The sequence below is a fragment of the Arthrobacter sp. 260 genome, assembly GCF_013116745.1.
Classification (GTDB): Bacteria; Actinomycetota; Actinomycetes; order Actinomycetales; family Micrococcaceae; genus Arthrobacter_D.
Map to the genome: position 1 here is coordinate 120,638 of NZ_JABFOE010000004.1, position 24,604 is coordinate 145,241.

25 protein-coding genes are annotated in these 24,604 nt (G+C 65.6%); 15 read left to right on the forward strand and 10 right to left on the reverse strand.

Annotated elements, in window-relative coordinates:
- Positions 1-19 precede the first annotated feature (19 nt).
- The 3 genes from HMI57_RS06530 to HMI57_RS06540 are packed head-to-tail and all read right to left on the reverse strand — an operon-like array spanning position 20 to position 2,015.
- Complete coding sequence (locus HMI57_RS06530) at positions 20-673, reverse strand: energy-coupling factor transporter transmembrane protein EcfT (RefSeq protein WP_171585136.1); 654 nt, start codon at positions 671-673, stop codon at positions 20-22.
- Positions 670-1,386, reverse strand: a complete 717-nt coding sequence (locus tag HMI57_RS06535; protein ID WP_171585137.1) for an ABC transporter ATP-binding protein — start codon at positions 1,384-1,386, stop codon at positions 670-672. Before HMI57_RS06535 ends, HMI57_RS06530 begins: the two co-directional genes overlap by 4 nt.
- Positions 1,383-2,015 carry a biotin transporter BioY gene (locus HMI57_RS06540; RefSeq protein ID WP_171585138.1) on the reverse strand — a complete coding sequence of 211 codons (633 nt, stop codon included), beginning with the start codon at positions 2,013-2,015 and terminating at the stop codon, positions 1,383-1,385. The genes HMI57_RS06535 and HMI57_RS06540 overlap by 4 nt, the downstream gene beginning before the upstream one ends.
- 153 nt (positions 2,016-2,168) lie before the next feature.
- On the opposite strand from HMI57_RS06540, the gene HMI57_RS06545 reads away from it, so the two are divergent.
- On the forward strand, positions 2,169-3,767 hold the full coding sequence (locus HMI57_RS06545; protein WP_171585139.1) for an ABC-F family ATP-binding cassette domain-containing protein: 1,599 nt from the start codon (positions 2,169-2,171) through the stop codon (positions 3,765-3,767).
- Between the two features lie 10 nt (positions 3,768-3,777).
- On the opposite strand, the gene HMI57_RS06550 is transcribed toward HMI57_RS06545, so the two are convergent.
- Genes HMI57_RS06550 through HMI57_RS06560 form a run of 3 tightly spaced genes read right to left on the reverse strand, consistent with a single transcriptional unit; the run spans position 3,778 to position 5,303 of the window.
- Entirely contained in the window at positions 3,778-4,614 is an 837-nt protein-coding gene (locus HMI57_RS06550; protein ID WP_171585140.1) for an SURF1 family protein, read from the reverse strand.
- The gene (locus HMI57_RS06555; RefSeq protein ID WP_171585141.1) at positions 4,615-4,881 is read right to left on the reverse strand and encodes a hypothetical protein; all 267 of its coding nucleotides are present in this window, start codon (positions 4,879-4,881) and stop codon (positions 4,615-4,617) included.
- Entirely contained in the window at positions 4,878-5,303 is a 426-nt protein-coding gene (locus tag HMI57_RS06560) for a DUF3099 domain-containing protein (RefSeq protein ID WP_171585142.1), read from the reverse strand. The genes HMI57_RS06555 and HMI57_RS06560 overlap by 4 nt, the downstream gene beginning before the upstream one ends.
- A gap of 137 nt (positions 5,304-5,440) precedes the next feature.
- On the opposite strand from HMI57_RS06560, the gene HMI57_RS06565 reads away from it, so the two are divergent.
- Positions 5,441-6,178 carry a beta-ketoacyl-ACP reductase gene (locus tag HMI57_RS06565; protein ID WP_171585143.1) on the forward strand — a complete coding sequence of 246 codons (738 nt, stop codon included), beginning with the start codon at positions 5,441-5,443 and terminating at the stop codon, positions 6,176-6,178.
- A gap of 61 nt (positions 6,179-6,239) precedes the next feature.
- A complete protein-coding gene (locus HMI57_RS06570; protein ID WP_171585144.1) occupies positions 6,240-6,983 on the forward strand; it encodes an SDR family oxidoreductase in 744 nt (247 codons plus the stop codon).
- A gap of 63 nt (positions 6,984-7,046) precedes the next feature.
- On the opposite strand, the gene serB is transcribed toward HMI57_RS06570, so the two are convergent.
- Complete coding sequence (gene serB, locus HMI57_RS06575; RefSeq protein ID WP_171585145.1) at positions 7,047-7,931, reverse strand: phosphoserine phosphatase SerB; 885 nt, start codon at positions 7,929-7,931, stop codon at positions 7,047-7,049.
- A 183-nt stretch (positions 7,932-8,114) separates the two neighbouring features.
- On the opposite strand from serB, the gene HMI57_RS06580 reads away from it, so the two are divergent.
- From HMI57_RS06580 to HMI57_RS06600, 5 genes are all read left to right on the forward strand, one after another.
- Positions 8,115-8,906 carry an ABC transporter ATP-binding protein gene (locus tag HMI57_RS06580; protein ID WP_171585146.1) on the forward strand — a complete coding sequence of 264 codons (792 nt, stop codon included), beginning with the start codon at positions 8,115-8,117 and terminating at the stop codon, positions 8,904-8,906.
- Positions 8,907-8,925: 19 nt separating this feature from the next.
- Positions 8,926-9,705 carry a sulfite exporter TauE/SafE family protein gene (locus tag HMI57_RS06585; protein WP_171585147.1) on the forward strand — a complete coding sequence of 260 codons (780 nt, stop codon included), beginning with the start codon at positions 8,926-8,928 and terminating at the stop codon, positions 9,703-9,705.
- Positions 9,702-10,508, forward strand: a complete 807-nt coding sequence (locus HMI57_RS06590; RefSeq protein WP_171585148.1) for an RNA methyltransferase — start codon at positions 9,702-9,704, stop codon at positions 10,506-10,508. The genes HMI57_RS06585 and HMI57_RS06590 overlap by 4 nt, the downstream gene beginning before the upstream one ends.
- Positions 10,509-10,646: 138 nt before the next feature.
- The gene (locus tag HMI57_RS06595; RefSeq protein WP_171585149.1) at positions 10,647-10,901 is read left to right on the forward strand and encodes a type B 50S ribosomal protein L31; all 255 of its coding nucleotides are present in this window, start codon (positions 10,647-10,649) and stop codon (positions 10,899-10,901) included.
- A gap of 99 nt (positions 10,902-11,000) precedes the next feature.
- A complete protein-coding gene (locus tag HMI57_RS06600) occupies positions 11,001-12,077 on the forward strand; it encodes a biotin/lipoate A/B protein ligase family protein (RefSeq protein ID WP_171585150.1) in 1,077 nt (358 codons plus the stop codon).
- Positions 12,078-12,092: 15 nt separating this feature from the next.
- Here HMI57_RS06600 and pepN read toward each other — a convergent pair whose 3' ends face one another.
- Together pepN and HMI57_RS06610 are read right to left on the reverse strand one after the other, a co-directional pair.
- Positions 12,093-14,711: an aminopeptidase N gene (gene pepN, locus HMI57_RS06605; RefSeq protein WP_216607209.1), complete on the reverse strand. Its 2,619-nt coding sequence runs from the start codon at positions 14,709-14,711 to the stop codon at positions 12,093-12,095.
- 40 nt (positions 14,712-14,751) lie between these two features.
- On the reverse strand, positions 14,752-15,150 hold the full coding sequence (locus HMI57_RS06610) for a hypothetical protein (RefSeq protein WP_171585152.1): 399 nt from the start codon (positions 15,148-15,150) through the stop codon (positions 14,752-14,754).
- A 102-nt stretch (positions 15,151-15,252) separates the two neighbouring features.
- Here HMI57_RS06610 and HMI57_RS06615 point away from each other — a divergent pair, with 102 nt between their 5' ends.
- From HMI57_RS06615 to HMI57_RS06635, 5 genes are all read left to right on the forward strand, one after another.
- Entirely contained in the window at positions 15,253-16,035 is a 783-nt protein-coding gene (locus tag HMI57_RS06615; RefSeq protein WP_171585153.1) for a DinB family protein, read from the forward strand.
- Positions 16,036-16,097: 62 nt separating this feature from the next.
- Positions 16,098-17,723 carry a circularly permuted type 2 ATP-grasp protein gene (locus tag HMI57_RS06620; RefSeq protein ID WP_171585154.1) on the forward strand — a complete coding sequence of 542 codons (1,626 nt, stop codon included), beginning with the start codon at positions 16,098-16,100 and terminating at the stop codon, positions 17,721-17,723.
- A complete protein-coding gene (locus HMI57_RS06625; protein WP_171585155.1) occupies positions 17,716-18,642 on the forward strand; it encodes an alpha-E domain-containing protein in 927 nt (308 codons plus the stop codon). The genes HMI57_RS06620 and HMI57_RS06625 overlap by 8 nt, the downstream gene beginning before the upstream one ends.
- Positions 18,639-19,490, forward strand: coding sequence for a transglutaminase family protein (locus HMI57_RS06630; RefSeq protein WP_171585156.1), 852 nt, complete (start codon positions 18,639-18,641; stop codon positions 19,488-19,490). The genes HMI57_RS06625 and HMI57_RS06630 overlap by 4 nt, the downstream gene beginning before the upstream one ends.
- Positions 19,491-19,837: 347 nt before the next feature.
- Positions 19,838-21,544: an HNH endonuclease signature motif containing protein gene (locus HMI57_RS06635; protein ID WP_171585157.1), complete on the forward strand. Its 1,707-nt coding sequence runs from the start codon at positions 19,838-19,840 to the stop codon at positions 21,542-21,544.
- A gap of 111 nt (positions 21,545-21,655) precedes the next feature.
- On the opposite strand, the gene glgC is transcribed toward HMI57_RS06635, so the two are convergent.
- Positions 21,656-22,837 (reverse strand): glucose-1-phosphate adenylyltransferase, encoded by a 1,182-nt coding sequence (gene glgC / locus HMI57_RS06640; protein ID WP_267313537.1) that lies wholly within the window; start codon positions 22,835-22,837, stop codon positions 21,656-21,658.
- Positions 22,838-22,990: 153 nt separating this feature from the next.
- Between glgC and glgA the strand changes: the two genes are divergently transcribed.
- Both glgA and HMI57_RS06650 read left to right on the forward strand, forming a co-directional pair.
- Positions 22,991-24,187: a glycogen synthase gene (glgA, locus tag HMI57_RS06645; RefSeq protein WP_346655146.1), complete on the forward strand. Its 1,197-nt coding sequence runs from the start codon at positions 22,991-22,993 to the stop codon at positions 24,185-24,187.
- A 117-nt stretch (positions 24,188-24,304) separates the two neighbouring features.
- A complete protein-coding gene (locus HMI57_RS06650; RefSeq protein WP_171585160.1) occupies positions 24,305-24,535 on the forward strand; it encodes a hypothetical protein in 231 nt (76 codons plus the stop codon).
- Positions 24,536-24,604: the final 69 nt, after the last annotated feature.

Genomic DNA, 24,604 nt, shown 5'->3' on the forward strand with positions numbered 1-24,604 from the left:
GCCCTTGTTGTATCCCGGCTCAGTCCTCGCTGGCGCCGGCTGCTGCCGATGGGCCCGCCTCGCCCAGCCCCCGCGCGGCCAGCGCCTCACCGGTCTGGTGCGCGTAGGCGACGGCGCCGATGACCACCGGGATGACCAGGGCCCGCGGATTTCGTTCCAGACCGCGCGCCCTCGCAGCATCGCGCACGTCGGCGACGGAACCCACCAGGTAGGGCACGCTGCGGGTCATGAGCGCGAGGGTCAGCCCGAACCGCTCCGGGTCCGCACCCAGCCGGCGGAACGGAACGGCGAGGGAGACCAGCCCGTCCAGCAGGCGCTGCCCCTCGGTGGTCAGGGTGAGCAGACGGGCGGCCAGGAGACAGGTACCAATGTTCCCGACGAGTAGCAGCGCCGCCGCAGGGCCGTTGACGATCAGCTGATACCCGGCAAGGATGACCAGCATCGGCCAGACCGGTGCCAACGGTCGCCACAGGTGTATCGGGGATAACCGTGCCCCCACCAGGTAGCCGACCGTGACCAGTGCCAGGGCCGCACCGGTGACGGCAGGACGGTTGGCGAACAGCACGCCCGTCGACAGCAGCAGGACGCCGAGCCCCTTCGACCACAGGGGTGCGCGGTGCAGCAGGGAGTCACCGTCCACATAGGTGCCCAGCAGGCTCCCGTGCCCCCTCACCGGTCGTCTCCCGGCAGCTTCCCGGCGTCCAGGTGCAGACCCCGGTAGTGGTCGATGGCGGTGCGGGGGTCGCCGTCGAACACGAGCCGACCGTCGTCGATCACCAGCACCCGGTCACTGTCGGCGGCGAATTCCAGGTCGTGGGTGGTGAAGACAAGCTGCTGATCCAGGCCGCTGAACAGCCGGCGGACCCTGCGCTCATTGCGCAGGTCCAGCAGGGTGGTGGGTTCGTCGGCCACCAGGATGCGGGGGTCGACGGCGAGGACGGCTGCCAGGGCCATCAGCTGCCGTTCACCACCCGAGAGGTCATAGATACTCTGCTCGGCCAGGGGTGCCAGCCCGAACCGTTCCAGGACGCCCAGGGCGGTGGTCCGACGTTCGGTGGGGTTGCGGAGACGGGCGCGCAGCGACAATTCAACGTCTTCGAGTCCCGTGGGCATCACAAGCTGCGACAGGGGATCCGTAAAGACGAACCCGACCCGCTGGCGGACCGCTCGGCCGGCCTTGACCGTGTCCAGTCCCTCAACCAGCACCCGTCCCGCCGTCGGGGTAACCAGCCCGTTGATCAGCTTCAGGAGGGTGGATTTGCCTGAGCCGTTGGCGCCGATCACGGCGATCCGCCGCTCGGCGAGGGTGACGCTTAGGGGCTCCAGGATCCGTCGGTCACCGTCCGGCCCCGGCACGCTGACCGTTGCCCCCTCGAAAACGATCATCGCTGGTGGGTGCCGCCAATCAGGCGGGGGAACGCGCGGTGCACGCTCAGGCCGATGGCAGCGGCGATCAGGTTCTTCAGCACGTCGCCGGGCAGATAGATGATGTCGGCGGCGACGGCTGCCACGAAGTCGAGCTTTCCGTTGATCATCAGGCCCGCAATACCGAGGGGGTGGATGACGAGCAGACTGGCGGTCAGGCAGGCCGCAAAGAGTGCTGCATAACGGAACCTACGGACCCTGGCCAGCACCAGTCGGGCCAGGAACCCCGCGACCAGCGCCGCGAGGGGGAAGGCCAGCAGGTAGCCGGCAGACGGACCGGCGAGAACCCCCACGCCTCCGCTGAAGCCGCTGAAAATGGGAAGACCGGCCAGTCCCACGACCAAATACAGTGCCACCGCAGCGAAACCGCGGCCCGGGCCGAGCACAATCCCTGTCACCATGACGGCGAGGGTCTGGAGGGTCACCGGCACACCGAGCGGGCCGGCGGGGATAGCGGGTAGGATTGCAAGAGCGGCCACCAAGGCCGCGAAGACCGCGATCAGCGAAAGATCCGTGGCATTCCAGCGGCGCCTGGCGTGAGTGGGACTATCCACAGCGGCGGCCGCCGGAACCTGATTCTTCAGACGCATGATGGCTCTTTCTGTTAGTTATCGACAACAGCGTGCCGTTACTTACTGAGATTAGTGCCCCCGGATTCAAATTCGCTTGTAGGTTTCCTACAAAAACTAGGCTTCCAGCAAACACCCGATGATGCGGACCCGATCCATTGAAAGGCCACGTAATTGATTACCGTCTCGAACTTAGAGCTGCGCGCGGGAGCACGCCTGCTTATGGATGCGGTGTCATTCCGTGTTGACCGCGGGGACAAGATTGGCCTGGTAGGGCGCAACGGCGCCGGCAAGACCACGCTCACGCGCGTCATGGCGGGGGAGGGGCTGCCCGCTGGCGGCACCGTGACCCGCAAGGGAGAGATCGGGTACCTGCCCCAGGATCCGCGCACCCCCGACATGACCCAGCTGGCACGCGACCGCATCCTGTCCGCCCGCAACCTCGACGTCGTCGTCACGAAGCTCCGCGCGGCCCAGGAAGACATGGCCAGCGAGAACAACGCGGTGCGCGACAAGGCAATGGCGCGCTATGACCGGATTGAGGCGGAGTTCCTCGCCCACGGCGGTTACGCGGCGGAGGCCGAAGCTGCTGCCATCTCCTCCAACCTCGCCCTCCCGGACCGCATCCTCAACCAGTCCTTGAGCACTCTTTCCGGTGGCCAGCGCCGTCGTGTCGAGCTCGCCCGCATCCTCTACTCGGGTGCCGAGACCATGCTCCTCGACGAGCCCACCAACCACCTCGACGCCGACTCCATCACCTGGCTGCGCGAGTTCCTGAAGAACCACCAGGGCGGACTGATCGTGATCAGCCATGACGTGGACCTCCTGGAGGCGACAGTGAACAAGGTGTTCCACCTGGACGCCAACCGCGCCACCATCGACATCTACAACATCGGCTGGAAGCGCTACCTGCAGCAGCGCGAAACCGATGAGCGCGCCCGCAAGCGTGAGCGGGCCAATACGGAGAAGAAGGCCCAGGTCCTCATGGACCAGGCCAACAAGATGCGAGCGAAGGCCACGAAGGCCGTCGCCGCGCAGAACATGGCCAAGCGTGCCGAACGTCTGCTGGGCGGGCTGGAAGCGGTCCGTGCGCAGGACCGCGTCGCCGCCCTGCGGTTCCCTGAACCCTCGCCGTGTGGCAAGACGCCGATGACCGCTGAGGGCCTCAGCAAGTCGTACGGGTCACTGGAGATCTTCACCGACGTCGACCTGGCCATCGACCGGGGCTCGAAGGTTGTCATCCTGGGACTCAACGGTGCCGGCAAGACGACCCTGCTCAGGATGCTGGCAGGGGTCGACAAGCCCGATACTGGCGAGGTCATCCCCGGCCACGGCCTGAAGGTGGGCTACTACGCCCAGGAGCACGAAACCCTCGACACCGAGCGGACCGTGCTGGAGAACATGCGCTCGTCCGCGCCGGACATGAAGGACGCGGAGGTCCGGGGCGTCCTCGGCTCGTTCCTGTTCACCGGTGACGACGTCGACAAGCCTGCCGGGGTGCTTTCCGGCGGTGAGAAGACGCGCCTGGCCCTGGCAACGATCGTCGCGTCGTCGGCGAATGTCCTGCTGCTCGACGAACCGACCAACAACCTCGACCCCGCGAGCCGCGCCGAAATCCTCGGTGCGCTCCGCAACTACAGCGGCGCCGTCGTTCTGGTCAGCCACGACGAGGGCGCGGTGGAGGCGCTGAACCCCGAGCGGGTAGTTTTGCTGCCCGACGGCGTCGAAGACCTCTGGAGCGATGACTACCTCGACCTGGTGACGATGGCCTAGCGGTAATCCGCTAGTAGCCGCGCGCGTCGAGGAAGGCGTCCTCTTCTTCCTCGGCCGTCGGCCGACGGTGTCGCCTGACCGGCGCAGCCTGGACTGTGCCATTGGCTTCTGCCAGGTCCTCCTCGTCGGAACGCTGTTGCTGCCGGGCGGCGTAGCCGAAGCCGACGAACAGGAGGGCCCCGAAGGCGAACCACTGCATCGAGTAGGACAGGTGCGGTCCCGAGTCCAGATACGGACGGGGAAAAATCTGGGGCGACGTTGCAGGACTGGGGCTTTCCGCCGACATCAGGCCGTAGGCACCGGTCTGAAGGTCGTAGCCGACCACCTCCTGGTACCGGGTGAGGTCAATCGAGGCGATTTGCCCGTCCGGCGCTCCGCGGTCCAGCTCCGGCTCACCAGGTTTGATCCTCGCGGTCACTGTGACCTCACCCTCGGGCGGCTGCGGGAAGGCGTCGGGACGCCCCGCCTCATCGTTGCCGATCGGAAGCCAGCCCCGGTTGATGATGACCGCTGACCCGTCGGCGAGCTGCAGGGGCACCAGCACCTCGTAGCCGGGGCGCCCACTGAAGGGTCGGTTCCGCACGATGAGCTGGTTGGCGGTGTCGTAGGTGCCGGTCAGCTCGATGGGCAGCCACTCCTCCGCCGGGTCGAAGGACCTGAAGTCGGTGGACCCCGCAGCGTAAGGCGCGGCCGGTTGATCGTAGTTCGCCTCGATCCGCTCGATCGTGTCAGCGAGCTGATCCCGGCGGTCCAGCTGCCACATCCCGAGGGCACCGCACGCCAGGGCCAGGACGCTCACGAGTGCCAGCCAGCCGAGCCAGCGGGGTGAGAAAAGGAAACGGTACATCTACTCGGTGTTCCCGCCCGCGGTGTCCCCGCCTAGGGGCAGGGTCTCCTTCCACAGGCCACGGGTCTGCAGGTAGTCCTCAAGCCAGTCCCGGTGGTCGGCACAGGCCACCCAGATCTTGCGGCGGTCCGGCGTGTGGATCTTGGGGTTGTTCCAGAGCAGCTGCCAGGCGGCAGGCAGCCGGCAGCCTTTACGTGAGCACACAGCTTCCGCTGGCCGTTCGTTTGGGGCAGGGTTCAGCTGCTGCAGCTGGTCGAGAAGGTTCATGCGGTGGGTCGGCCCTTGTCACGGTCGATGTGGTCGCGGTCAATGTCCTGGCTGGCAGTGGGATCGGCGTCGTCAATAATCTCGCCCTGCAGCACATCGTTGGCGGGCTCCGCCGCTGCGGGAGCCATGGGCTCGATCGCGGGAACCGGAACATTGTCGATCAGTGACTGACTGTGTGGCAGGTCGCTGGTGTCCGAGCCGCCGTTGGCGACAATGACGGCGAAGTACGGGAGGACCACCGCGCCGGCGATCATCACCCACTGCAGCCAGCCATCAACGAAGAACACCAGAATAATGCACACCAGGCGGATCCCCATCGAGATGGAGTACTTGATCATCCGCCCGCGTACTTCATCGCTGTGGGGGGTTCGTGCGTCAGTAATACTGTGTACGTCAGCGCCGTGCCGGATCTGCTTACTCATCACACTCCAAGGGACTTCTCAATTGTCTCACCCAGTGCCCCAGTTGTTAAAAGCCCCAGCGACACCAAAGGTTCCCCCCGGCCGCAAACTTGCGGTTGCGCGGGTGCCAGCTAGGATCGGCAGGGATAGTTGGAGCAATGATTCTGGAGGAATCCGTGGCAGACGCCGAGCAGGGACGCAGTGTTTTGGTAACCGGAGGCAACCGCGGCATTGGGCTCGCCATTGCGCAGGCCTTCGTCGAGAACGGCGACCGGGTGGCCATCACGTACCGCAGCGGTGACGTTCCCGAGGGCATGCTGGGCGTCAAGGCCGATGTCACCAGCGAGGAGCAGGTCGATGCCGCGTTCACCGCCGTTGAGGAAGCCCACGGCCCTGTGCAGGTGCTGGTCGCCAACGCCGGGATCACCCGCGACACCCTGCTGATGCGGATGACCGAATCCGACTTCACCGACGTGATCGACACCAACCTGACCGGAGCGTTCCGTGTCATCAAGCGTGCGTCGAAGGGCATGATCCGGCTGCGCCAGGGACGCGTGGTCCTCATCTCCTCCGTCACTGGCCTCTACGGTGCACCGGGCCAGATCAACTACTCGGCCTCCAAGGCGGGCCTGATCGGCATTGCCCGCTCCCTGACCCGCGAGCTCGGCTCCCGCGGGATCACCGCCAATGTGGTGGCCCCAGGCTTCATCAACACCGATATGACCGCCGAACTGCCCGAGGACACCCGCAAGAACTACCTCGCGACCATCCCGGCCCGCCGCTTCGCCGAGCCCACCGAGGTGGCCAACGTGGTGAAGTGGATTGCCAGCGACGAAGCCGCCTACATCTCCGGCGCTGTCATCCCGGTCGACGGCGGCCTGGGCATGGGCCACTAGCGTCGTCCGACGGCGCATCTGCAGCAATCACCACCACCTTCATCGAACCTAAGGAGTACCCATGGCTGCGCTGACCGGCACAACCGCAATCGTTACTGGATCATCACGGGGAATCGGGGCTGATGTCGCGAAACTACTCGCCGACCAGGGTGCCGCGGTCGTCGTCAACTACCGCCAGAAGGCACCCCGCGCGGCGAAGGTGGTGGCCGGTATCGAGGCGGCCGGCGGCAAGGCCGTCGCCGTGGGCGCCGACCTGACCACCGCTGAGGGATCGGCAGCGCTGATCCAGGCGGCCGTCGACAATTTCGGCGGGCTGGGACTGCTGGTCCTCAACGCGTCCGGCGGCATGGAGTCAGGGGTCGAGGAAGACTATGCCCTGAAGCTCAACCGCGACGCCCAGGTCAACATGCTGCGCGCCGCGATGGAGGTCATGCCTACCGGGTCGCGGGTGGTCTTCATCACCAGCCACCAGGCGCACTTCATCAACGAGGTCCCCACCATGGAGGCCTACGAGGCCGTGGCCCGCAGCAAGCGTGCCGGCGAGGATGCGCTCCGCGAGCTGCTCCCCGAGTTGGAAGCCAAGGGCATCACCCTCGTGGTGGTCTCCGGCGACATGATCGAGGGCACTGTCACCGCCACCCTGCTCGACCGGGCCACCCCGGGAGCCATTGAGGCGCGGCGCGAGCAGGCCGGGAAGCTCTACTCGGTCGCCGAGTTCGCTGCGGAGATCGCCAACATGGCCACTGCTGATGTGCCCAGCGGCCACACTGAGTACGTCGGTGGGCACGAATACTTCACCAAGTAGAGGCTTCGTTCGCTGCCCCCGGATGGGTCCGGGGGCGGTGAAGTCCATCCACGCGAGGATCGGTCAGTGCCGGCTGAAGTGCCTGACCAGATCCAGGTAGGGCAAATCGATCGAGGCGTCCGCGGCCGCACGGACCGCAGGTTTAGCATTGAACGCCACGCCCAGGGCTGCCGCGGTCAGCATGTCCAGGTCATTCGCCCCGTCGCCGACGGCAATGGTCCGCTCCAGCGGAACGCCCGCCTCAGCAGCCCAGCGCCGCAGGGCGCGTTCCTTTGCCACGCGGTCCACCACGGGGCCCACCACCTCACCGGTGAGGTGGCCGTCAGCACTGATACCCAGTAGATTCGCCTCGGCGAACGTCAGGCCGAGCTGCGCCGCGAGCGGGTCCAGCAGCTGGGTGAACCCACCGGAAACCGCGGCCACCGCGTGGCCGGCCATCAGATAGTGCCGCACCAGCTCCGCAGCGCCGTCGCTGAGTTCGATTCTCGCGCCCACCTCGGTGAGAACGCTGGCGGGCAGCCCCTTCAACACCGCCACCCGTGAACGCAGGCTCTCGGTGAAGTCAATCTCTCCCCGCATCGCCGCCTCCGTGACCGCAGCGACCTCGGCCTCCCGCCCGGCATGCGCAGCGAGGAGCTCGATCACCTCCTGCCGGATGAGGGTCGAGTCCACGTCCATGATCAGCAGTTTCCGGCCCTCCGCCAGCAGCTCCGGAGGGACGACGGCGACCCCCAGTTCGCGCGTCACATGCGGATCTACAACCTTCCGCAGGTCCGCTGCGTCGCCGTCAAACGAAACGATCAACGTGGATGCCCGGAAACGGGAATCGCCGCCATTTTCGAGCTCGACGATCTGGGCGCCCGTGCCCTGCACGGACCCCTGAACAGCGATCAGGAAGTCATCGGTGAGTTCCACACCGTAACTGACCACACCGAATTCCCTGGGCATATTCCTCCGCTTTCAGTCGTCGTCGTGCACCTGCGGCGCAGTCAGCGCCTCACCAGCCATTATTGCCGGGCCCGGAGTGTGCCCCGAAATCCCCGACCCGGAAAGTCACCTCCCGGAGGCGCAGCCCCGGCAGCGGCACGCCGTTTCGCGTTTGCCCCGGCAGTTGGCCTAATGTCTAGTGCTATGAGTGATGTTCTTGAGCTAGCTGGGGTAAGCCTTGTCCGGGGCGGCAAGAAGCTGTTGGACAGTGTGGACTGGCAGGTCAAGGAGGGCGAACGCTGGGTGATCATGGGCCCCAACGGTGCCGGCAAAACCACCCTGCTGCAGGTAGCCGGGGCGCGGATCCACCCCACCACCGGTGTGGCAGGCATTCTCGACGAGGTACTCGGTGCCGTCGACGTCTTCGAACTACGACCGCGCATCGGGCTCGCCTCCGCGGCCCTGGCCGCACAGATCCCCGAGCATGAAACGGTGCTGAACGTCGTCGTCACCGCCTCCTACGGCGTCACCGGCCGGTGGCGGGAGCAGTACGAGAAGCAGGATGCGCGTCGCGCTTTTGCCCTGCTCGACACGTGGGGCATGTCGACCTTCATGAACCGCAAGTTCTCCTCCCTCAGCGAGGGGGAACGCAAACGGGTCCAGATTGCGCGCGCGCTGATGACCGACCCCGAGCTGTTGCTGCTGGATGAGCCAGGCGCAGGACTCGACCTCGCCGGGCGGGAGGACCTGATCAGCCGGCTCACCACCCTGGCGCAGGACGAGGAAGCACCCGTCATGATCCTGGTCACCCACCACCTCGAAGAAGTGCCCCCGGGATTCACCCACGCCATGCTTATGCGCGACGGCGGAATTGTGGCGTCCGGCCCCATCGACACCGTCTTCACCGAGGAGAACCTCAGTGCGGCGTTCGACGTGCCGCTGGACGTCCGCCAGCAGGACGGCCGCTACACGGCTGTTGCCCGCACCAGCGCCTGATATCTAGGGGAACCTGCTCATGGAACTATTGCAGGGCGCCCTGATCTTTATCGCCGGGCTGTGGGCGGGAGCCATCAATTCGGTGGTCGGCTCCGGCACCCTCGTCACCTTCCCCGTACTGCTCGCCCTCGGGTTTGCCCCCGTAACGGCAACCATCAGCAACGCCATGGGCCTGATTGCCGGCGGCGTCTCGGGCACTTGGGGGTACCGCCGGGAACTTGCCGGCCTCCGCTCGACCATCCTCCGCCTCCTGCCCGCCTCAATCCTGGGCGGTATCACCGGGGCGGCACTGCTGCTGAATCTGCCCGAGCAGGTGTTCGAGTTCGCCGCGCCGGTGCTGATCATCATCGCCCTCGGATTCGTGATCTTCCAGCCCGCGTTGCAGCGCCGGGTGCTGCTCCGGGCAGAGCGGAAGGAATCCGCTGGCTCGCACCCGGTCGGGCTGACCATCCTGGTGTACCTGGCCGGTGTCTACGGAGGCTATTTCGTGGCAGCGCAGGGGATCCTGCTGGTCGGCATTCTCGGAATCTTCCTTCACGGAACCATCCAGAACGCCACGGCGGTAAAGAACCTCCTGGTACTTGCCGTGAACGTGGTGGCGGGTATCTCCTACATGCTCTTCGCCTTTGACCGGATCAACTGGTGGGTGGTGCTGGTCATCGCGGTCAGCTCGCTCATCGGCGGCTTCCTGGGTGCGCTGATCGGCCGCCGGCTGCGGCCGGTGGTGTTGCGCTCCATCATCGTCGCGCTCGGACTGGTGGCCCTGTACATCATGGTTGCGCGGTTGGTCACCGGATGAGCATCCACCGCCTCGTTGACCCGGCCGACCCCCGGGTATCGGATTACACCTCGCTCACCGACACCCAGTTGCGCCGCCGCCGGGAACCCGCCGAGGGCCTGTACATCGCTGAAAGCACCAAGGTGCTGCGCCGCGCCATCGACGCCGGCCACACCCCGCGGTCCTTCTTCCTCACCGACAAGTGGCTGCCCGACCTGCAGGACCTGGTGGACAGGTTCCCGGACGTCCCGGCCTATGTGGGGACCGAGCAGATCCTTGAGCAGATCACCGGGTTCCACTTGCACCGGGGCGCCCTGGCCGCGATGGACCGGCCGAAGCCGCTGGCGCTGGCCGACGTCGTGCACGGCGCCCGCCGGATCGCGGTCCTGGAGGACATCGTCGACCACACCAATCTCGGGGCCATTTTCCGTTCCGCTGCTGCGCTCGGCGTGGACGCCGTCCTGATCAGTCCCCGGTGTGCCGACCCGCTCTACCGGAGGGCGATCCGGGTCAGTATGGGAGCCGTCTTCCAGGTGCCCTGGGTGCGGCTGACCGACTGGCCAGCCCAGCTGGCGGATCTGCAGGCCGCAGGGTTTGTGGTGGCTTCTCTGGCGTTGGGGGAGCGGTCCGTTGACCTCGACGAGCTCAGCGCGGCACGCCACGAACGGCTGGCACTGGTGCTCGGCACCGAGGGCGACGGTCTCACCCAGGCCACCCTTGACCTCGCCGACCATAGCGTGAAGATCCCGATGCGGGCGGGTGTGGATTCGCTCAATGTGGCCGCCGCCAGTGCCGTCGCGTTCTGGGAATGCCGCATCAGCTAGGCGGGCCACGCGGGGCCTCTGGCCTTTTAGCCGCGGAGGCGCGGGGTGCGGTAGAGTAGGTAGCTGGTCCCCGGGCCAAGCAACTTTTCCAACCCCCTTGTGCCTGGCCAAATCCAGGCAACTAACGAAGGTAACACTGTGAAGTCTGATATCCACCCCAAGTACTCAACGGTTGTCTTCCGCGACCTCGCGTCCGAGAAGTCTTTCCTGACCCGGTCCACTGTGACCTCCAAGAAGACCATTGAATGGGAAGACGGGAACACCTACCCACTGGTCGAGGTCGAAATCTCCTCCGAATCGCACCCTTTCTACACCGGCAAGCAGCGGATCATGGACTCCGCCGGCCGCGTGGAGCGCTTCAACGCCCGTTTCAAGGGCTTCGGCAAGAAGTAATGCCGACTGCAGCCTAGTTCTGCCGGATGGGCCCGGACCACTTCGGTGGTCCGGGCCCATTTCTCGTTCACCACCCGATACGTCTCCAAGGAGCCCCAGATGACCAGCCAACTCCCCACGGGAGACCTGCACGGCGAGTACAAGGTGCCCGGCGGGAAGCTTGTCGCCGCTGACTTCACCGTCGACGGCGGTTCCCTGACCGGGGTGTCCATCAACGGTGACTTCTTCCTTGAGCCCGACGAGGCGCTCGACGACATCAACCGCTCCCTGGAGGGTCAACCCGTGACTGCCACGCACGGTGAGCTGAGTGCCGCCGTCGCGCAGGGCCTGGACCCGGCAGCGCAGCTGTTCGGCTTCTCCCCGGAGGCGGTGGCGACGGCGGTCCGCCGCGCGCTGGGGCTGGCCACCGGGTGGGCTGATCACCAGTGGGACGTCATCGGCCCCACACCCCTGTCCACCGAGATGCATGTGGCGATGGACGAGGTGCTGACCCGTGATGTGGGCGACGGCCGTCGCAACCCGACCCTGCGGTTCTGGGAGTGGGAATCGCCATCGGTGGTGATCGGCAGCTTCCAGTCCGTGCGCAACGAGGTGGATCCCGACGGCGTGGCGCGGCACGGGGTCAGCGTGGTCCGGCGGGTCAGCGGCGGGGGAGCGATGTTCATGGAACACGGCAACGCCATCACCTACTCCCTGTACCTACCGCAAACCCTCGTGGATTCGCTGAGCTTCGCCGAGTCCTACCCGTTCCTGGATGCCTGGGTGATGGAGGCCCTGCGGACGCTCGGCATTGAGGCCTGGTACCAGCCGCTGAACGACATTGCCACCGACGTCGGCAAGATCGGCGGGGCAGCGCAGAAGCGGCTGAGCAACGGTGGCATGCTCCACCACGTCACCATGTCCTACGACATCGACGCCGACAAGATGCTCGAGGTGCTGCGGATCGGCAAGGAGAAGCTTTCCGACAAGGGCGCGCGGAGCGCCAAGAAGCGGGTCGACCCCCTCCGCCGCCAGACTGGTCGCAGCCGCGAGGACATCATCAAGGTCATGATCGACACGTTCAAAGCGCGGTACGGCGCCCAGGATGCGACCTTCACCGACGATGAGCTGTCCCGGGCGAGCAAGCTCGTGGAGGAGAAGTTCGGCACCTTCGAGTGGCTCTACCGGGTGCCGTAGAGACCTGATCCTTCCCTACCGCGCCTGCAACTCCTGGGCCCGCAACGAGCGCAGCAAGTGGTCGCGTTCCTCCAACACGATCCGTCGCAGTGCAGCGGGGGCCCCGTGGTGCTCGGCGAGCCACCCGTCGGCCGCCTGCAACACCCGGTGCTCCTCGGCGGGCACCCCTGCGGCCAGGTCCTGGGAGCCGGGGAACAATCCACGCACAATCCGGCTGGCCATCTCGATCCCCCTGGTGTCCCACACCCGCCCGATCTCCGCGAAGTACTGCTCCAGGTAGGGGGCCCGCAGTTCGTCCGGGCCTTCAGCGAACCCGGCGATCGTTGCCGAGAGCAGCTCGTTGGACAGCCTGGTGCCGAACACCGCCTCCTGCCACGCCTTCTCTTTGATCGCCGGGTCGGGAATCGAGGTGGAGGCCCGGGTAAACCCGGCCTTCCCAGCCGCGGTGCGGTCGCGTTCCAGCTCGGCCTCCAGGTCCTCCGCCGAGGCGTGTGCCTGGGCGGCAAGGGCCTGCCAGAGGAGCCAGCGCAGTTCGGCGTCGACGGCGAGTCCGGGCACGCTGTCCTGACCATCCAGCAACGCCCGGAAAAGCCCCGATTGGGTGTCGCTGTGACGCCCGAGTGCGGCGGCCGCCCGTGCCCAGACCAGCTGCAGGTCCGAGGCTGGCTTGGCGGCGCGGAGCCCCTCCACCACAAACCCGAACAACCGCTCCCGCAGCTGGTCGCGCACGTCCACCGAGGCATAGTGTTCGACTGCATAGTGCGCGTTGCGCAGCATGACCTGCAAAGCGCCGATGCCTGTCTCACCCGGAGCAGCCAGCTGCACGGCGCCGACATAGTCCGCCGCGGAGAGCGCGGCGTCGCGGGTGTTCGACCACAGGGCGGCCTGGCAGACCGCGCGTGCCAGCGGCTCTTCCAGCTGCCCCACACTTGTCAGCAGGGTCGCCAGTGAGCGGTCGTCGAAGCGGATCTTCGCGTAGGTCAGGTCGTCGTCGTTGATCAGGAGGAGATCGGGCTGGAGCGTACCGCTCAGTTCCGGCACCTCGGTGAGAGCCCCCTCGATGCGTACGTCGACGGCGCCCGTGCGGATCAAAGACCCGGCGACCCGGCTGTAGAGTCCCAGCCGGATCTGGTGGGGGCGCAACGCTGACTCTCCGGTGACCGGGTCGATGGCGTCCTGGTGGATCACTACCGAATGGTAGGCGCCGTCGTCGTCGACGGTCACTGCGGCACCCAGCGAAGGCACACCGGAGGTCTGGAGCCACTGCCGGGCCCAGCCTGTCATGTCCTGGCCGGTGGCGTCGGCCAGGGCGGAGAGCAGGTCGGCCAGCCGGGTATTCCCGAAGGCGTGGGTCCTGAAGTAGGCCCGGGCCGCTTCGAAGAACGCGTCGCTGCCGGCGTACGCCACCAGCTGCTTCAGCACCGAAGCACCCTTGGCGTAGGTGATGCCGTCGAAGTTCTGCTTTGCAGCTTCCAGGTCAACAATGTCAGCGGTGATCGGGTGGGTGGAGGGTAGCTGGTCCTGGAGGTAGGCCCACGCCTTGCGGCGGTTGGCGAAACTCACCCACGAGGTGGCGGAGCCGGTCGCCTCAGCCACCGCGAGGGCACCCATGTAGTCGGCGAACGATTCCTTCAACCACAGGTCGTCCCACCAGAACATGGTCACCAGGTCGCCGAACCACATGTGGGCCATCTCGTGCAGGATGGTGTTGGCGCGGGCTTCGTACTCGTCGTGGGTGGCTTTGGACCGGAAGATGTAGCTCTCGGTGAACGTCACCAATCCGGGATTCTCCATGGCGCCAAGGTTGTACTCGGGTACGAACGCCTGCTCATATTTACCGAACGGATAGGGATATTCGAACCGCTCGTGGAAGTACCCAAGCCCCCGCTTGGTGACGTCGAAGATGGTGTCGGTGTCGAACGCGCTGGCCAGGGACGCCCTGCAGTAGAGGCCCAGCGGGATCTCCAGGGTGGACCCGTCGGACAGGGTGCCTGACCAGTGATCGGTGGCCGAGAAGTAGGGTCCGGCGAGGACAGTGGTGATGTAGGTGGAGATCCGTTCGGTCGGTGCGAACCGCCACACTGCGGTGCTTTCCCCGGCAGCAGGGGTCGTCTCGCCAGTGCGCGAAACCTCGGCCCCGTTGGATGCGACGATCCACCCGCTCGGTGCGGTTACGGAGAAGGTGAAGGACGCCTTCAGGTCCGGCTGCTCAAAGTTGGCGAAGACCCGGCGGGCATCGGCTGGCTCGTACTGGGTGTAGAGGTAGGTTTCGCCGTCGGCCGGGTCGGTGAAACGGTGCATTCCCTCGCCGCTTCGGCTGTAGAGGGCGGAACCCGTCACCGTCACGGTGTTCTCTGCCGCCAGTTCCGGCAGGTTGATCCGGGCGCCGTCGACGACGACGGCGGGGTCCAGTTCGCTGCCGTTCAGGGTGACCGAGTGGACCTCCCCGGAGATGAAGTCCATGAAGGTGTCACTACCCGGTTCGGTGCAGGTGAACCTGACGGTTGACTGGGACAGGAACCCGGCAGCCTCGGGGTCGGCAGCCGCACTGAGGTCGAGGTGGACCTCGTAGCTGTCGACGCTCAGGAGACTGGACCGGTGGGCTGCTTCATCGCGGCGGAGATTCTCGTTCATCACCCGGTCATTCAATCACGGCTGGCAGCCGGGATCTCAGTTATGCGAACAGGGCCTCCAGGGGAGCGAGCGGGACTACCCCGTCGGCCTTTGCCGGGAGGTCCTCATCAACCGTGACGAGCGCATCGGCCTGAAGCCGGGTGACCGCGAGGTACTCGGCGTCGTCGATGGTCGCCCAGCCCTGGTCCCGCGCGATCGTCCAGGCAGTCCGGCGGGACACCCGGTCTCCGAGGAGGCGCAGCTTCAGTTCGGTCATCCGGTCGTGGAGTTTCAGGGCCTCCGCTTCGGTGAGCTCCCCGCTGCGGACGGCCTCGTACAGAATGGCGAGGGCCTGCGAACGGATGCTGTTGGGAGCCACCAGTTGGTGCTCAGCGCTGGGTCGCCTGTCCTGGCCGACGAGGTGAAGGAGCGTCGGTGGGTCGATCACGAAGCGGGTCATGCGGGCACTCTACGCTCTCCCGGAACGTCGTGGACAGGCCGGCGCCATGACGGGAAAAGTGGTGCTGGCGCCGGTCTATGGCGCGTGCCACACTCTTCGGCTATGACCTCCTTTACCGGATCCGATGACCTGCAGGCTGCTACTTTCAGCGACGTCAATCTGGAGGCCGCCACGTTCAACGACGTCAATCTGCGGCGGGCGCGCTTCACGAATGCCGATCTCGGCGGTGTGGTGATGAGGGCAGTGGACCTCGCGGGTGCCGACCTGGATGCGCCCTGGCTGCTGGACGGTGAGCGGTCCTTCCTGGTCAACGGTGTGGACGTCGCCCCGCTGGTGGAGGCCGAGCTGGTCAAACACTTCCCCGGGAGGGCCGGGAGGCGCCCCACGGATCCAGAGGGTCTCCGGGAGAACTGGGCGGCTCTCGAACGTGCCTGGGCCGCAACCCTGGCGCGGGTTGCCATTATGCCCGAGGGCACCGCCGATGAGTCAGTGGACGGCGAGTGGTCGTTCGCGCAGACGCTCCGCCACCTGGTGCTGGCCACTGATGTCTGGTTGCGGAAGGCGGTGCTGGGAATCAGGCACCCGTTCCACCCGCTCGGCCAGCCCCACAGCGAGTACGAGACCGACGGGTATGACCTGTCGATTTTCACTGAGGGCACCCCTTCCTACGAGTCGGTCCTCGCGGCACGCGCCGACCGGGTGGCGATGGTGCGCACCTTCATCGCGTCCGCAACACCGGAGGACCTCCTCGTCCCGCGGGCCAATCCCTGGGCACCGGAGTACCCGGAAACCACGCTCTCCTGCCTCCGCACCATCCTGGAGGAAGAGTGGGAACACCTCCGGTACGCGACCCGGGACCTGGATGCCCTTCAGGCCTCCGCGTAACGCCACGCGAGTGACCCACCGCACAATATGTAATACAAGAAATCCGTGGCAATGTTGAGCCCATGTCCGATCTCTTCCAAGATTATGCCGCTGCCGCCAGCCGCACGCCCGCCTTCGACGAAATGTTCGCGTCCGGCCAGCAGGCCCGTGGTGAGTACAGCCAGGTAGCCGCCGCCCTCAGCGAACTGAACCTCGCCGATGTCACAGCGCGTGCCGATTCCATGGCCAGGACCTTCCTGGATCGTGGAGTTACTTTTGACTACGCGGGGGAGGAGAGGCCCTTCCCGCTGGACATTGTTCCCCGGGTCATCTCCGGTACCGACTGGCAGGTCCTTGAGCAGGGCGTCACCCAGCGGGTCCGGGCTCTGGAAGCGTTCCTGAACGATGTCTACGACAAGATGTCAGTGGTCGCCGACGGCGTGATTCCCCGCCGATTGATCACCTCCAGCGCCCACTTCCACCGCCAGGTGTCCGGGTTCGACCCGGCCGGTGGCGTGCGCGTGCACATTTCCGGGATCGACGTCGTCCGGGATCAGGAGGGTACCTTCCGGGTTCTCGAGGACAACGTCCGGGTCCCCAGCGGGGTGAGCTACGTGCTGGAGAACCGCCGCGCAATGGCCAAGGGCCTGCCGGAGGCTTTCGGGCAGCAGCACATTCGCCCGGTGGAGGAATACCCACGGCGGCTTCTCGCGGCGCTTCGCAAGACCGCGCCGTCGTCGGCGGAAGACCCCACCGTCGTCGTGCTCACCCCTGGCGTGTTCAACTCCGCGTACTTCGAACACACCCTGCTCGCTGGCCTGATGGGCGTCGAACTGGTGGAGGGCCGAGACCTGATCTGCCGCGGAAACCGGGTGTACATGCGGACCACCGCCGGTGAACAGCGCGTGGACGTCATCTACAAGCGGATCGACGACGAATTCCTCGACCCCTTGCAGTTCCGCTCCGATTCGATGCTCGGCTGCCCGGGCCTGGTCAATGCGGCACGTGCCGGCACCGTGACCATCGCCAACGCGGTGGGCAACGGAGTGGCCGACGACAAGCTGGTGTACACCTATGTTCCCGACCTGATCCGCTACTACCTCAGTGAGGAGCCGATCATCGCCAACGTCGATACCTATCGGCTGGAGGATCCCGAGGCCCGTGAGGAAGTGCTCGACCGGCTGGACGAACTGGTCGTCAAACCGGTGGACGGTTCGGGAGGCAAGGGCCTGGTCATTGGGCCGGACGCGTCGAAGGAAGAACTCGATGCTCTGCGGGAGCGGGTGACCGCTGACCCCCGCGGCTGGATTGCGCAGCCGGTGCTGCAGCTGTCCACGGTGCCGACCATGTCCGGCGGCCAGTTCAGCCCCCGCCACGTGGACCTGCGGCCGTTCGCTGTGAACGACGGCGACGACGTCTGGGTGCTGCCCGGCGGCCTGACCCGGGTGGCTATGAAGGAAGGCTCACTGATCGTGAACTCCAGCCAGGGTGGCGGCTCGAAGGACACCTGGGTGGTTGACGAGCAGAACCAGACCCCGGTGCGACCGGTGGTCGAGACGGTCCGGCGCCCGGTGCAGGAGAGGGTCTGGCCGATCGAATCGGGCTGGCAGGATCGCCAGCCGGAGCAGCAACAGCAACAGCTGGGGTGTGCCGATGCCCTGGCCGGGGACGACCGTGGGAACCATGGAGAGGACACCGTCAATGCTTAGCCGGATCGCTGAGGCCCTGTTCTGGATCGGCCGCTATGTCGAACGTGCCGACGGCACCGCCCGTATTCTGGACGTCCACCTGGAGCGACTGAACCAGATGCCCCGCGGCGAGCAGCGCGATGTGTCCCGCCAGCTGCTGGGTGTGATGGGCAGCCGGGTGGACGGTGACGAGCTCGAGCTTTCGGACCTCCTGCAGGCGCTGGCCTACGACCGGACCAGCACCACCTCGATTGCTGGCGCGCTCGGCGCCGCCAGGGAGAATGCCCGCCGGGCCCGCGAAACCGTGTCCGGCAGTGTCTGGGAGAGCCTCAACACCACCTGGTACGGCCTCACCCAGCATCGCAAGGATGTGGTCGGTACGTACCGGTTCTGCCACTGGGTGGTGGAGCGGACCGCGATGATTCGGGGGCTCTCGGACACCACGATGAGCCATGACGAGAGTTGGCAGTTCCTTGTGCTGGGCCGCAGCCTGGAACGGGCCGACATGACCGCACGGATGCTGTCCACTCACGACGTCCACGCGGCGGGACTGTCCTGGGTGAACATGTTGCGGTGTGCCGGAGCGTACGAGTCGTTCCTGCGGACGCGTCGGGCATCGTTCGGCGACCAGCAGGCCGCCGAGTTCCTGCTGCTCGACCGGTTGTTCCCCCGGTCGATCGTCTACGCGCTCAGCGACGCCGAGAAGTGCCTGACGAACCTCAACCCTGCCTATCGCCGGGTCGGGTTCATCAACGACGCCAGCCGCATTGTGGGGCAGGCCCGCACGTTCCTTGAGTTCCACCAGACCGACGACCTGATGTCGGAGCTGCCAGAACATATGGAACGGGTTCAGAAGGCCTGCGCAAAGGCTTCGGACGCGATTTCACGCACCTACTTTTCCCAGGCAGACGAACTGGCCTGGGTGGGAGAACTTTCATGACCCGCTTGCTCATCACGCACCGCACCGGCTACAACTACGTGCGCAAGGTGACCCTGTCCTACAACGAGGCACGGATGACTCCGCTCACCGACCCCCAGCAGGTGGTCCTCGAGTCCACACTGAAGGTGTCGCCGTCGAGCGCTGCCGTGTCCACCTATAAGGACTACTGGGGGACCCGGGTGACCGCGTTCGATATGCAGAGCGCCCACGAGTCCCTTGAGGTGACGGCGGTGACCACCGTCGAGGTGAGCCGGATGGAACGGATCCCGACCGACGACGAGGTGGTCACCTGGGAACAGCTCAGGTCCGACGACGTCGCGAACGAGTACGGTGACTGGCTCCCGCAGACAGCCCTGACCGAACCTGACCCGGAGGTGAGCGGTAAGGCCCTCGAGCTCATTGAGGGCCGCAACCCGCACCAGACAGTTCACGCGATTTTTGCGTGGATCAAGGAGGAAATGTCCTACGTACAGGGCGTGACCGGGGTGCAGACCAACGCGAAGGATGCCTGGGAATCCAGGAAGGGCGTCTGCCAGGACCTGGCGCACCTTGCGATTGGTGCGTTCAGAAGTGTCGGTATTCCTGCGCGCTACATCTCCGGTTACCTGCATCCGCGCAGTAGTGCGGCGGTCGGGGAGAAGGTCGCCGGTCAGTCGCACGCCTGGGTTGAATGGTGGGACGGCGAATGGCGCGGCTGGGATCCGACAAACAAGGGCCCGGTCAGTGACTTCCACGTCTCGGTGGCCCGTGGACGCGACTACAAGGACGTGTCCCCGCTGAAGGGGATCCTGTCCGGTGGCGGTGGGTCGACCCTGAACGTGACTGTGGAAATCACCCGCGTCGCCTAGCGCTGGGGTTTTTGGTCTGTTGATTCGGGCCCTTTTCTGGTTCGGTTCCTGAGGCTGTGCCCAGTCCAGGCGTCGCCCTCAGCCTGGCTAAATCAGGCGATAAATGCGGCAGTGTCAGTGGGGTCTCGGGCAGGTTCCGGGCCGGTTCGCCAGGTCAGGCTGTGCTCGATGGATCCAGTTCGGTCAGCTCGATTAAACCTCCACAACGCCGGGAACAAAGCTGCCTATGAGCCACGTGGACTGTGGCCGGCCTCGCGGATTGTGTTCGCTGTGGGCTTAATTTGTATCTGTGATTATTCCTCTGTTCGGCGCCTAAAAATGTCAGTGGCGGGTGATGTGATGGAGGTATGAAGCGGCAGGAGAACGCAGATCAGATCACCGGTTTCCCGGTGCCTGATCCTGCTGTTCCGGGCTCTGTTCCCGTAGATGTTCCTGCCAGCAAGGGACCGGGAGCTGGTCGTCCAACAACATCACATTCCTCGGCAGTACTGGACCCGGCCGAACCGCATTCAGGAGCCCTGGATTCATCAGGTGACCCCGCGTCGCTGTTCAACCTCGGAAAAGCGATCGGTCTGGAGCCGTCCCTTGGTAAAGTCGGTCACCGTCCGGTCGCTGGCGACACTCCACCTACTGAGGTCGAGGTCGCCGGCCCGGAAACACTGGTGGCCATGCTGCGTCGTGGTGATGGCCCGGATCCCGAGGCTGACGCACTTGAGACTGCGCCGGACACCGCTGGGCCCGGTACGGCTGGGCCTGGGACGGCTGAGTTGTTGGTGGCTGCTGATCGGTTGATGTCGTGGGTGGTGGCCCGGCAGGCGGAATTGGTCGCCGCGTTACACACTGAGGTTCAGGACGAGGCAGCGGCCCTCGCCGCGTCCCGCCCCGGTGGGACGGTGGGGGCGGGGTTGGGGTTCACGTTGACCGCCGAGGAACTGGTGCCGCTGCTGAACCTCTCTGGACGTGCCGCTCACCGGCTGCTGGGTCAGAGCCTGACACTGGTGGAGGATCTGCCGAAGACCCTGCAATGCCTGGGGGCGGGGATGCTCACCCCCCGGCAAGCCCAGATCATCCTCGACGAGGCACTGACCATCCCCGCCGAGGCATTACCAGCGTTCGAAGATGAAGTCCTCAAAACGGGGGCACACCTGATGGCGCCGCGGCTGAAAGCCAAGTGCACGCGGGTCAGGGAAAAGCTCCACCCCGAATCGGCGGTCACCCGCAGGCGTGCAGCAACCGCAGACCGGCGCATCGAGGTGACCCCCGATCAGGACGGGATGGCGTGGCTTTCGGCGTATCTGCCCGCGGAGCGGGCCTGCGGCATCGAGAACCGGGTCACGTTCATGGCCCGGGCCTTGCAGAACCCGCAGGAAACCCGGACCCTCACCCAACTCAAAGCCGACGTCTTCGGCGATCTCCTCACCCACCACTGCGACCCAAACGCATACGGGGCGGCGGCAAATAAAAGCGGGGCTGCGGCGACTACGGGTACGGGTGCCAGCGAGGTGCCTGCTGAGACCGCGGATGCCAGTGAAGTCCCTGCTGAGAGTGCTGGCCTGGTTGATTTGGCGTCGGTGATGGGTGTTCAGCCAGTGGTGTTCGTGACCGTACCCGTGCTGACCCTGCTCGGCGGGGACGAACCAGCCGACCTTGAGGGTTTCGGACCGATCGACCCGGACACCGCCCGGAACCTCGCCGCCCACGCCAAAGGATTCACCAGGATCCTCACCCACCCGGAAACCGGGACAGTACTCAGCGTCGGCCGGGACCGCTACAAAGTCCCCAAAGACCTCCGCAAAACCGTCCTAGTCAGAGACAAAACCTGCCGACACCCCGGCTGCAACCGGCCCGGCCCGGTATGCGACCTCGACCACACCATCCCCTGGCATCAGGGTGGTAATACCAGCTACGACAACCTCGCGGCCGTCTGCCGGAAGCACCACATGCTCAAATCCGCTGGCTACTGGCACTACCACCAACCCGAACCCGGCACCCTCACCGCCACCTCACTGAGCGGCAAAACCTACACCACCCTGCCCCAACCACCCCCGTTCTAACAGGGATTGCGGGGAAGCAGGGCCAAGCGGTGGTTAGGTAGCAATTCCCAGCCAGCGTTCCTCAGTCAGGTAAGACTTTCTGACCCTTGACTAGGTAGCGCTATCTGTTTCTCAACCAGGTAGGACGATCTGACCCTTGCTGAGGATAGTAAGTCCCGAGTCGGTCACCGTGTAGCCGCGGCTGAGGTCCTGGGCCCGGTCCACGCCAATAGACGCTCCGGCAGGCACCCGAACGTTCTTGTCGATAATCGCTCTCCGGATCACCGCACCAGGGCCCACAGACACCTTGTCCATCAGCACCGAACCGGACACCGAGGCACCTTCATCGACAAACACGTCAGTCGCGAGGATCGAGCCCTGCACCTCGCCACCGGAGACCACAGCACCGTTGGAGACGATCGAGTCGTTGGCAAAGCCGGAACCACCCGACGCGCTGCGCACGAACTTCGCCGGGGGAGAGACACTCTGCCGGGTGTAGATCGGCCACTTCAGGTTGTACAGGTTGAACAGGGGCAATGGCGAGATGAGGTCCATGTTGGCGTCGTAGTACGAGTCGAGCGTTCCGACGTCGCGCCAATACTGACGGTCCCGGTCGGTGGACCCGGGAATGTCGTTGGAGGTGAAGTCGTAGACGGCTGCGTCACCACGCTCGACGAAGTAGGGGATGATGTCCCCGCCCATGTCGTGCTTGGTGTTCAGTCGGGCGGCGTCCTCCTCAAGGGCCTTGACCAGCGCGTCCGCCGTGAAGACGTAGTTGCCCATCGAGGCAAGGAAACTGTTGGGATCATCTGGCAGCCCCGGTGTCGTCTTCGGCTTCTCGACGAAACCCGAGATCCTGCCGGACCCGTCGGTCTGGATCACGCCGAACTGGTCGACCAGGTTCATCGGCTGACGCACCGCTGCGACACTGGCCGACGCGCCACTGGCGATGTGAGCCGTGACCATCTGCTCGAAGTCCATCCGGTAGACGTGGTCGGCACCGATAACCACGACGATGTCCGGGTCAGCGTCATGGATCAGGTTCAGGGACTGGTAGATCGCATTCGCGCTGCCCAGGAACCAGCTCTTGCCGCGTCGCTGCTGTGCAGGGACGGAGGCCACGTACTGCTGCAGCTGCGTGGACATGCGCCAGGTTTCGGAGATGTGGCGGTCAAGGCTGTGCGACTTGTACTGGGTGAGCACCACGATTTCCAGGTACCCGGAGTTCACCAGGTTCGACAACGCGAAGTCGATCAAACGGTATATCCCACCGAAGGGTACCGCTGGCTTAGCACGGTCGGCCGTCAGCGGCATCAGCCGCTTCCCTTCGCCGCCGGCGAGGACGATCGCCAATACCTTTTTCACTGCCACGTGTGGCCCCCTGTACTGCTATAGCTCTTCATTGAGTTTGTACCCTTGATTGACTCACACTAGATGAGATGGACGCGCTGCACTACGTTTGGAAACGTGCGTATAGACATTGTGACAAAAGAATTCCCACCCGAGATCTACGGCGGCGCCGGAGTGCACGTCGCCGAGCTGAGCCGGGTGCTGGCCAGCCAAGTGGATTTGCGGGTCCACTGCTTCGGCGCGGAGCGTGACCCCAACTATCACGGCGCCACCGTGAGCACCTACCGGACACCCGCAGAACTCGCGTCCTCAAACGCCGCCGTACAGACCTTCGGGACCGACCTGGCGATGTTGGACGGGCTGGCGGGCACCGATCTGGTCCACTCGCACACCTGGTACGCCAACATGGCCGGACACCTCGCGTCCCTGTTGCACGGGGTCCCTCATGTGCTGAGCGCGCACAGCCTCGAACCGCTGCGCCCCTGGAAGGCCGAGCAGCTGGGTGGGGGCTACGCGCTGTCCTCGTGGGCCGAGCGGACCTCCTATGAGGCCGCTGCTGCCGTGATTGCGGTCTCCCACGGGATGCGAGCGGACATCCTGCGAAGCTACCCCGGGGTCGACCCTGCCAAGGTGAAAGTGGTCCACAACGGCATCGACGTCGCCACGTGGGAACGCAATGCTGATCACGATGCGGTACGGGCGCTCGGCATCGACCCTGACCGACCGAGCGTGGTGTTCGTGGGGCGCAATACCCGGCAGAAGGGTGTCCCCTATCTGCTGCGTGCCGCAGCGCTACTGGAGCCGGGAGTGCAGCTGGTGCTCTGCCTGGGCGCCGCCGACACCCCCGAGCTGGCCGCTGAAACCGCTGAACTCATCGCCGAACTTGAGGAAAAGCGCGGATCGGTGATCCTGATCGAACGGATGCTGCCCCGCAATGAGGTCATCAGCGTGCTCAGCACCGCCACCGTATTCGCGTGCCCGTCAATCTATGAACCGCTGGGCATCGTCAATCTGGAGGCGATGGCGTGTGGCGCAGCGGTGGTCGCCAGCGCCACCGGCGGTATCCCCGAGGTGGTCGACGACGGCGTGACCGGCACCCTGGTGCCACTGGAGCAGGTCACCGACGGGACCGGAATCCCGCTCGACCCCGAACGGTTCGTCAATGACTTCGCCGCAGCCGTCAACGCCCTTGTAGCCGACCCCTCACGGGCCCGCCAGATGGGTGAGGCAGGTCGCCGGCGTGCCGAGGAACACTTCTCCTGGGACTCGATCGCCGAGTCGACCCTTGAGGTTTACCGCGCGGCAATCGGATGACCAGTCTTGGACTGCAGTTGCCGGGATCCCATGGCTTCAGGGATCCCGGGCCGGTCGACAGCCCGCTGGCCGCCAGCGTAAGGTTTCGTACCACCATCGACCCGGGAGGACCCACCAGTGACCGACACCCCTAGCCCCATCAGTTCCGACTCACCGGACTCACCGGATTCACCTGACTCAGCTGCGTCAGCTGGCTCGCCCGATGAGGTGCAGCTCCCCGAGCCCAATGAGACCGAGGTGGACGAAGCGGTGATGGACGAGTCGGCTGAAAATCCGGCGCTCGACGTCGGTCAGGTCACCACCCCCGTGGACAAAGAGAACGAGGATACCGACCCGCGCCAGGCGTAGACCGGGACCGACACCTCGGCGGCGGCTCTCCGCCTGAACCAAGTCCAGGAAAAGACAACGGTTCAGGCG

Excerpts from the sequence above, each read along its gene's own strand:
- HMI57_RS06570 (WP_171585144.1), top strand. The coding sequence starts at position 6,240 with ATGGCTGCGCTGACCGGCACAACCGCAATCGTTACTGGATCATCACGG.
- HMI57_RS06550 (WP_171585140.1), bottom strand. The coding sequence starts at position 4,614 with ATGTACCGTTTCCTTTTCTCACCCCGCTGGCTCGGCTGGCTGGCACTC.
- HMI57_RS06630 (WP_171585156.1), top strand. The coding sequence starts at position 18,639 with ATGACCCGCTTGCTCATCACGCACCGCACCGGCTACAACTACGTGCGC.
- HMI57_RS06610 (WP_171585152.1), bottom strand. The coding sequence starts at position 15,150 with ATGACCCGCTTCGTGATCGACCCACCGACGCTCCTTCACCTCGTCGGC.
- glgC (WP_267313537.1), bottom strand. The coding sequence starts at position 22,837 with ATGCCGCTGACGGCCGACCGTGCTAAGCCAGCGGTACCCTTCGGTGGG.
- HMI57_RS06600 (WP_171585150.1), top strand. The coding sequence starts at position 11,001 with ATGACCAGCCAACTCCCCACGGGAGACCTGCACGGCGAGTACAAGGTG.
- HMI57_RS06635 (WP_171585157.1), top strand. The coding sequence starts at position 19,838 with ATGAAGCGGCAGGAGAACGCAGATCAGATCACCGGTTTCCCGGTGCCT.
- HMI57_RS06620 (WP_171585154.1), top strand. The coding sequence starts at position 16,098 with ATGTCCGATCTCTTCCAAGATTATGCCGCTGCCGCCAGCCGCACGCCC.
- pepN (WP_216607209.1), bottom strand. The coding sequence starts at position 14,711 with ATGAACGAGAATCTCCGCCGCGATGAAGCAGCCCACCGGTCCAGTCTC.
- HMI57_RS06615 (WP_171585153.1), top strand. The coding sequence starts at position 15,253 with ATGACCTCCTTTACCGGATCCGATGACCTGCAGGCTGCTACTTTCAGC.
- HMI57_RS06555 (WP_171585141.1), bottom strand. The coding sequence starts at position 4,881 with ATGAACCTTCTCGACCAGCTGCAGCAGCTGAACCCTGCCCCAAACGAA.
- HMI57_RS06590 (WP_171585148.1), top strand. The coding sequence starts at position 9,702 with ATGAGCATCCACCGCCTCGTTGACCCGGCCGACCCCCGGGTATCGGAT.
- HMI57_RS06535 (WP_171585137.1), bottom strand. The coding sequence starts at position 1,386 with ATGATCGTTTTCGAGGGGGCAACGGTCAGCGTGCCGGGGCCGGACGGT.
- HMI57_RS06560 (WP_171585142.1), bottom strand. The coding sequence starts at position 5,303 with ATGAGTAAGCAGATCCGGCACGGCGCTGACGTACACAGTATTACTGAC.
- HMI57_RS06580 (WP_171585146.1), top strand. The coding sequence starts at position 8,115 with ATGAGTGATGTTCTTGAGCTAGCTGGGGTAAGCCTTGTCCGGGGCGGC.
- HMI57_RS06625 (WP_171585155.1), top strand. The coding sequence starts at position 17,716 with ATGCTTAGCCGGATCGCTGAGGCCCTGTTCTGGATCGGCCGCTATGTC.
- serB (WP_171585145.1), bottom strand. The coding sequence starts at position 7,931 with ATGCCCAGGGAATTCGGTGTGGTCAGTTACGGTGTGGAACTCACCGAT.
- HMI57_RS06540 (WP_171585138.1), bottom strand. The coding sequence starts at position 2,015 with ATGCGTCTGAAGAATCAGGTTCCGGCGGCCGCCGCTGTGGATAGTCCC.
- HMI57_RS06585 (WP_171585147.1), top strand. The coding sequence starts at position 8,926 with ATGGAACTATTGCAGGGCGCCCTGATCTTTATCGCCGGGCTGTGGGCG.
- HMI57_RS06565 (WP_171585143.1), top strand. The coding sequence starts at position 5,441 with ATGATTCTGGAGGAATCCGTGGCAGACGCCGAGCAGGGACGCAGTGTT.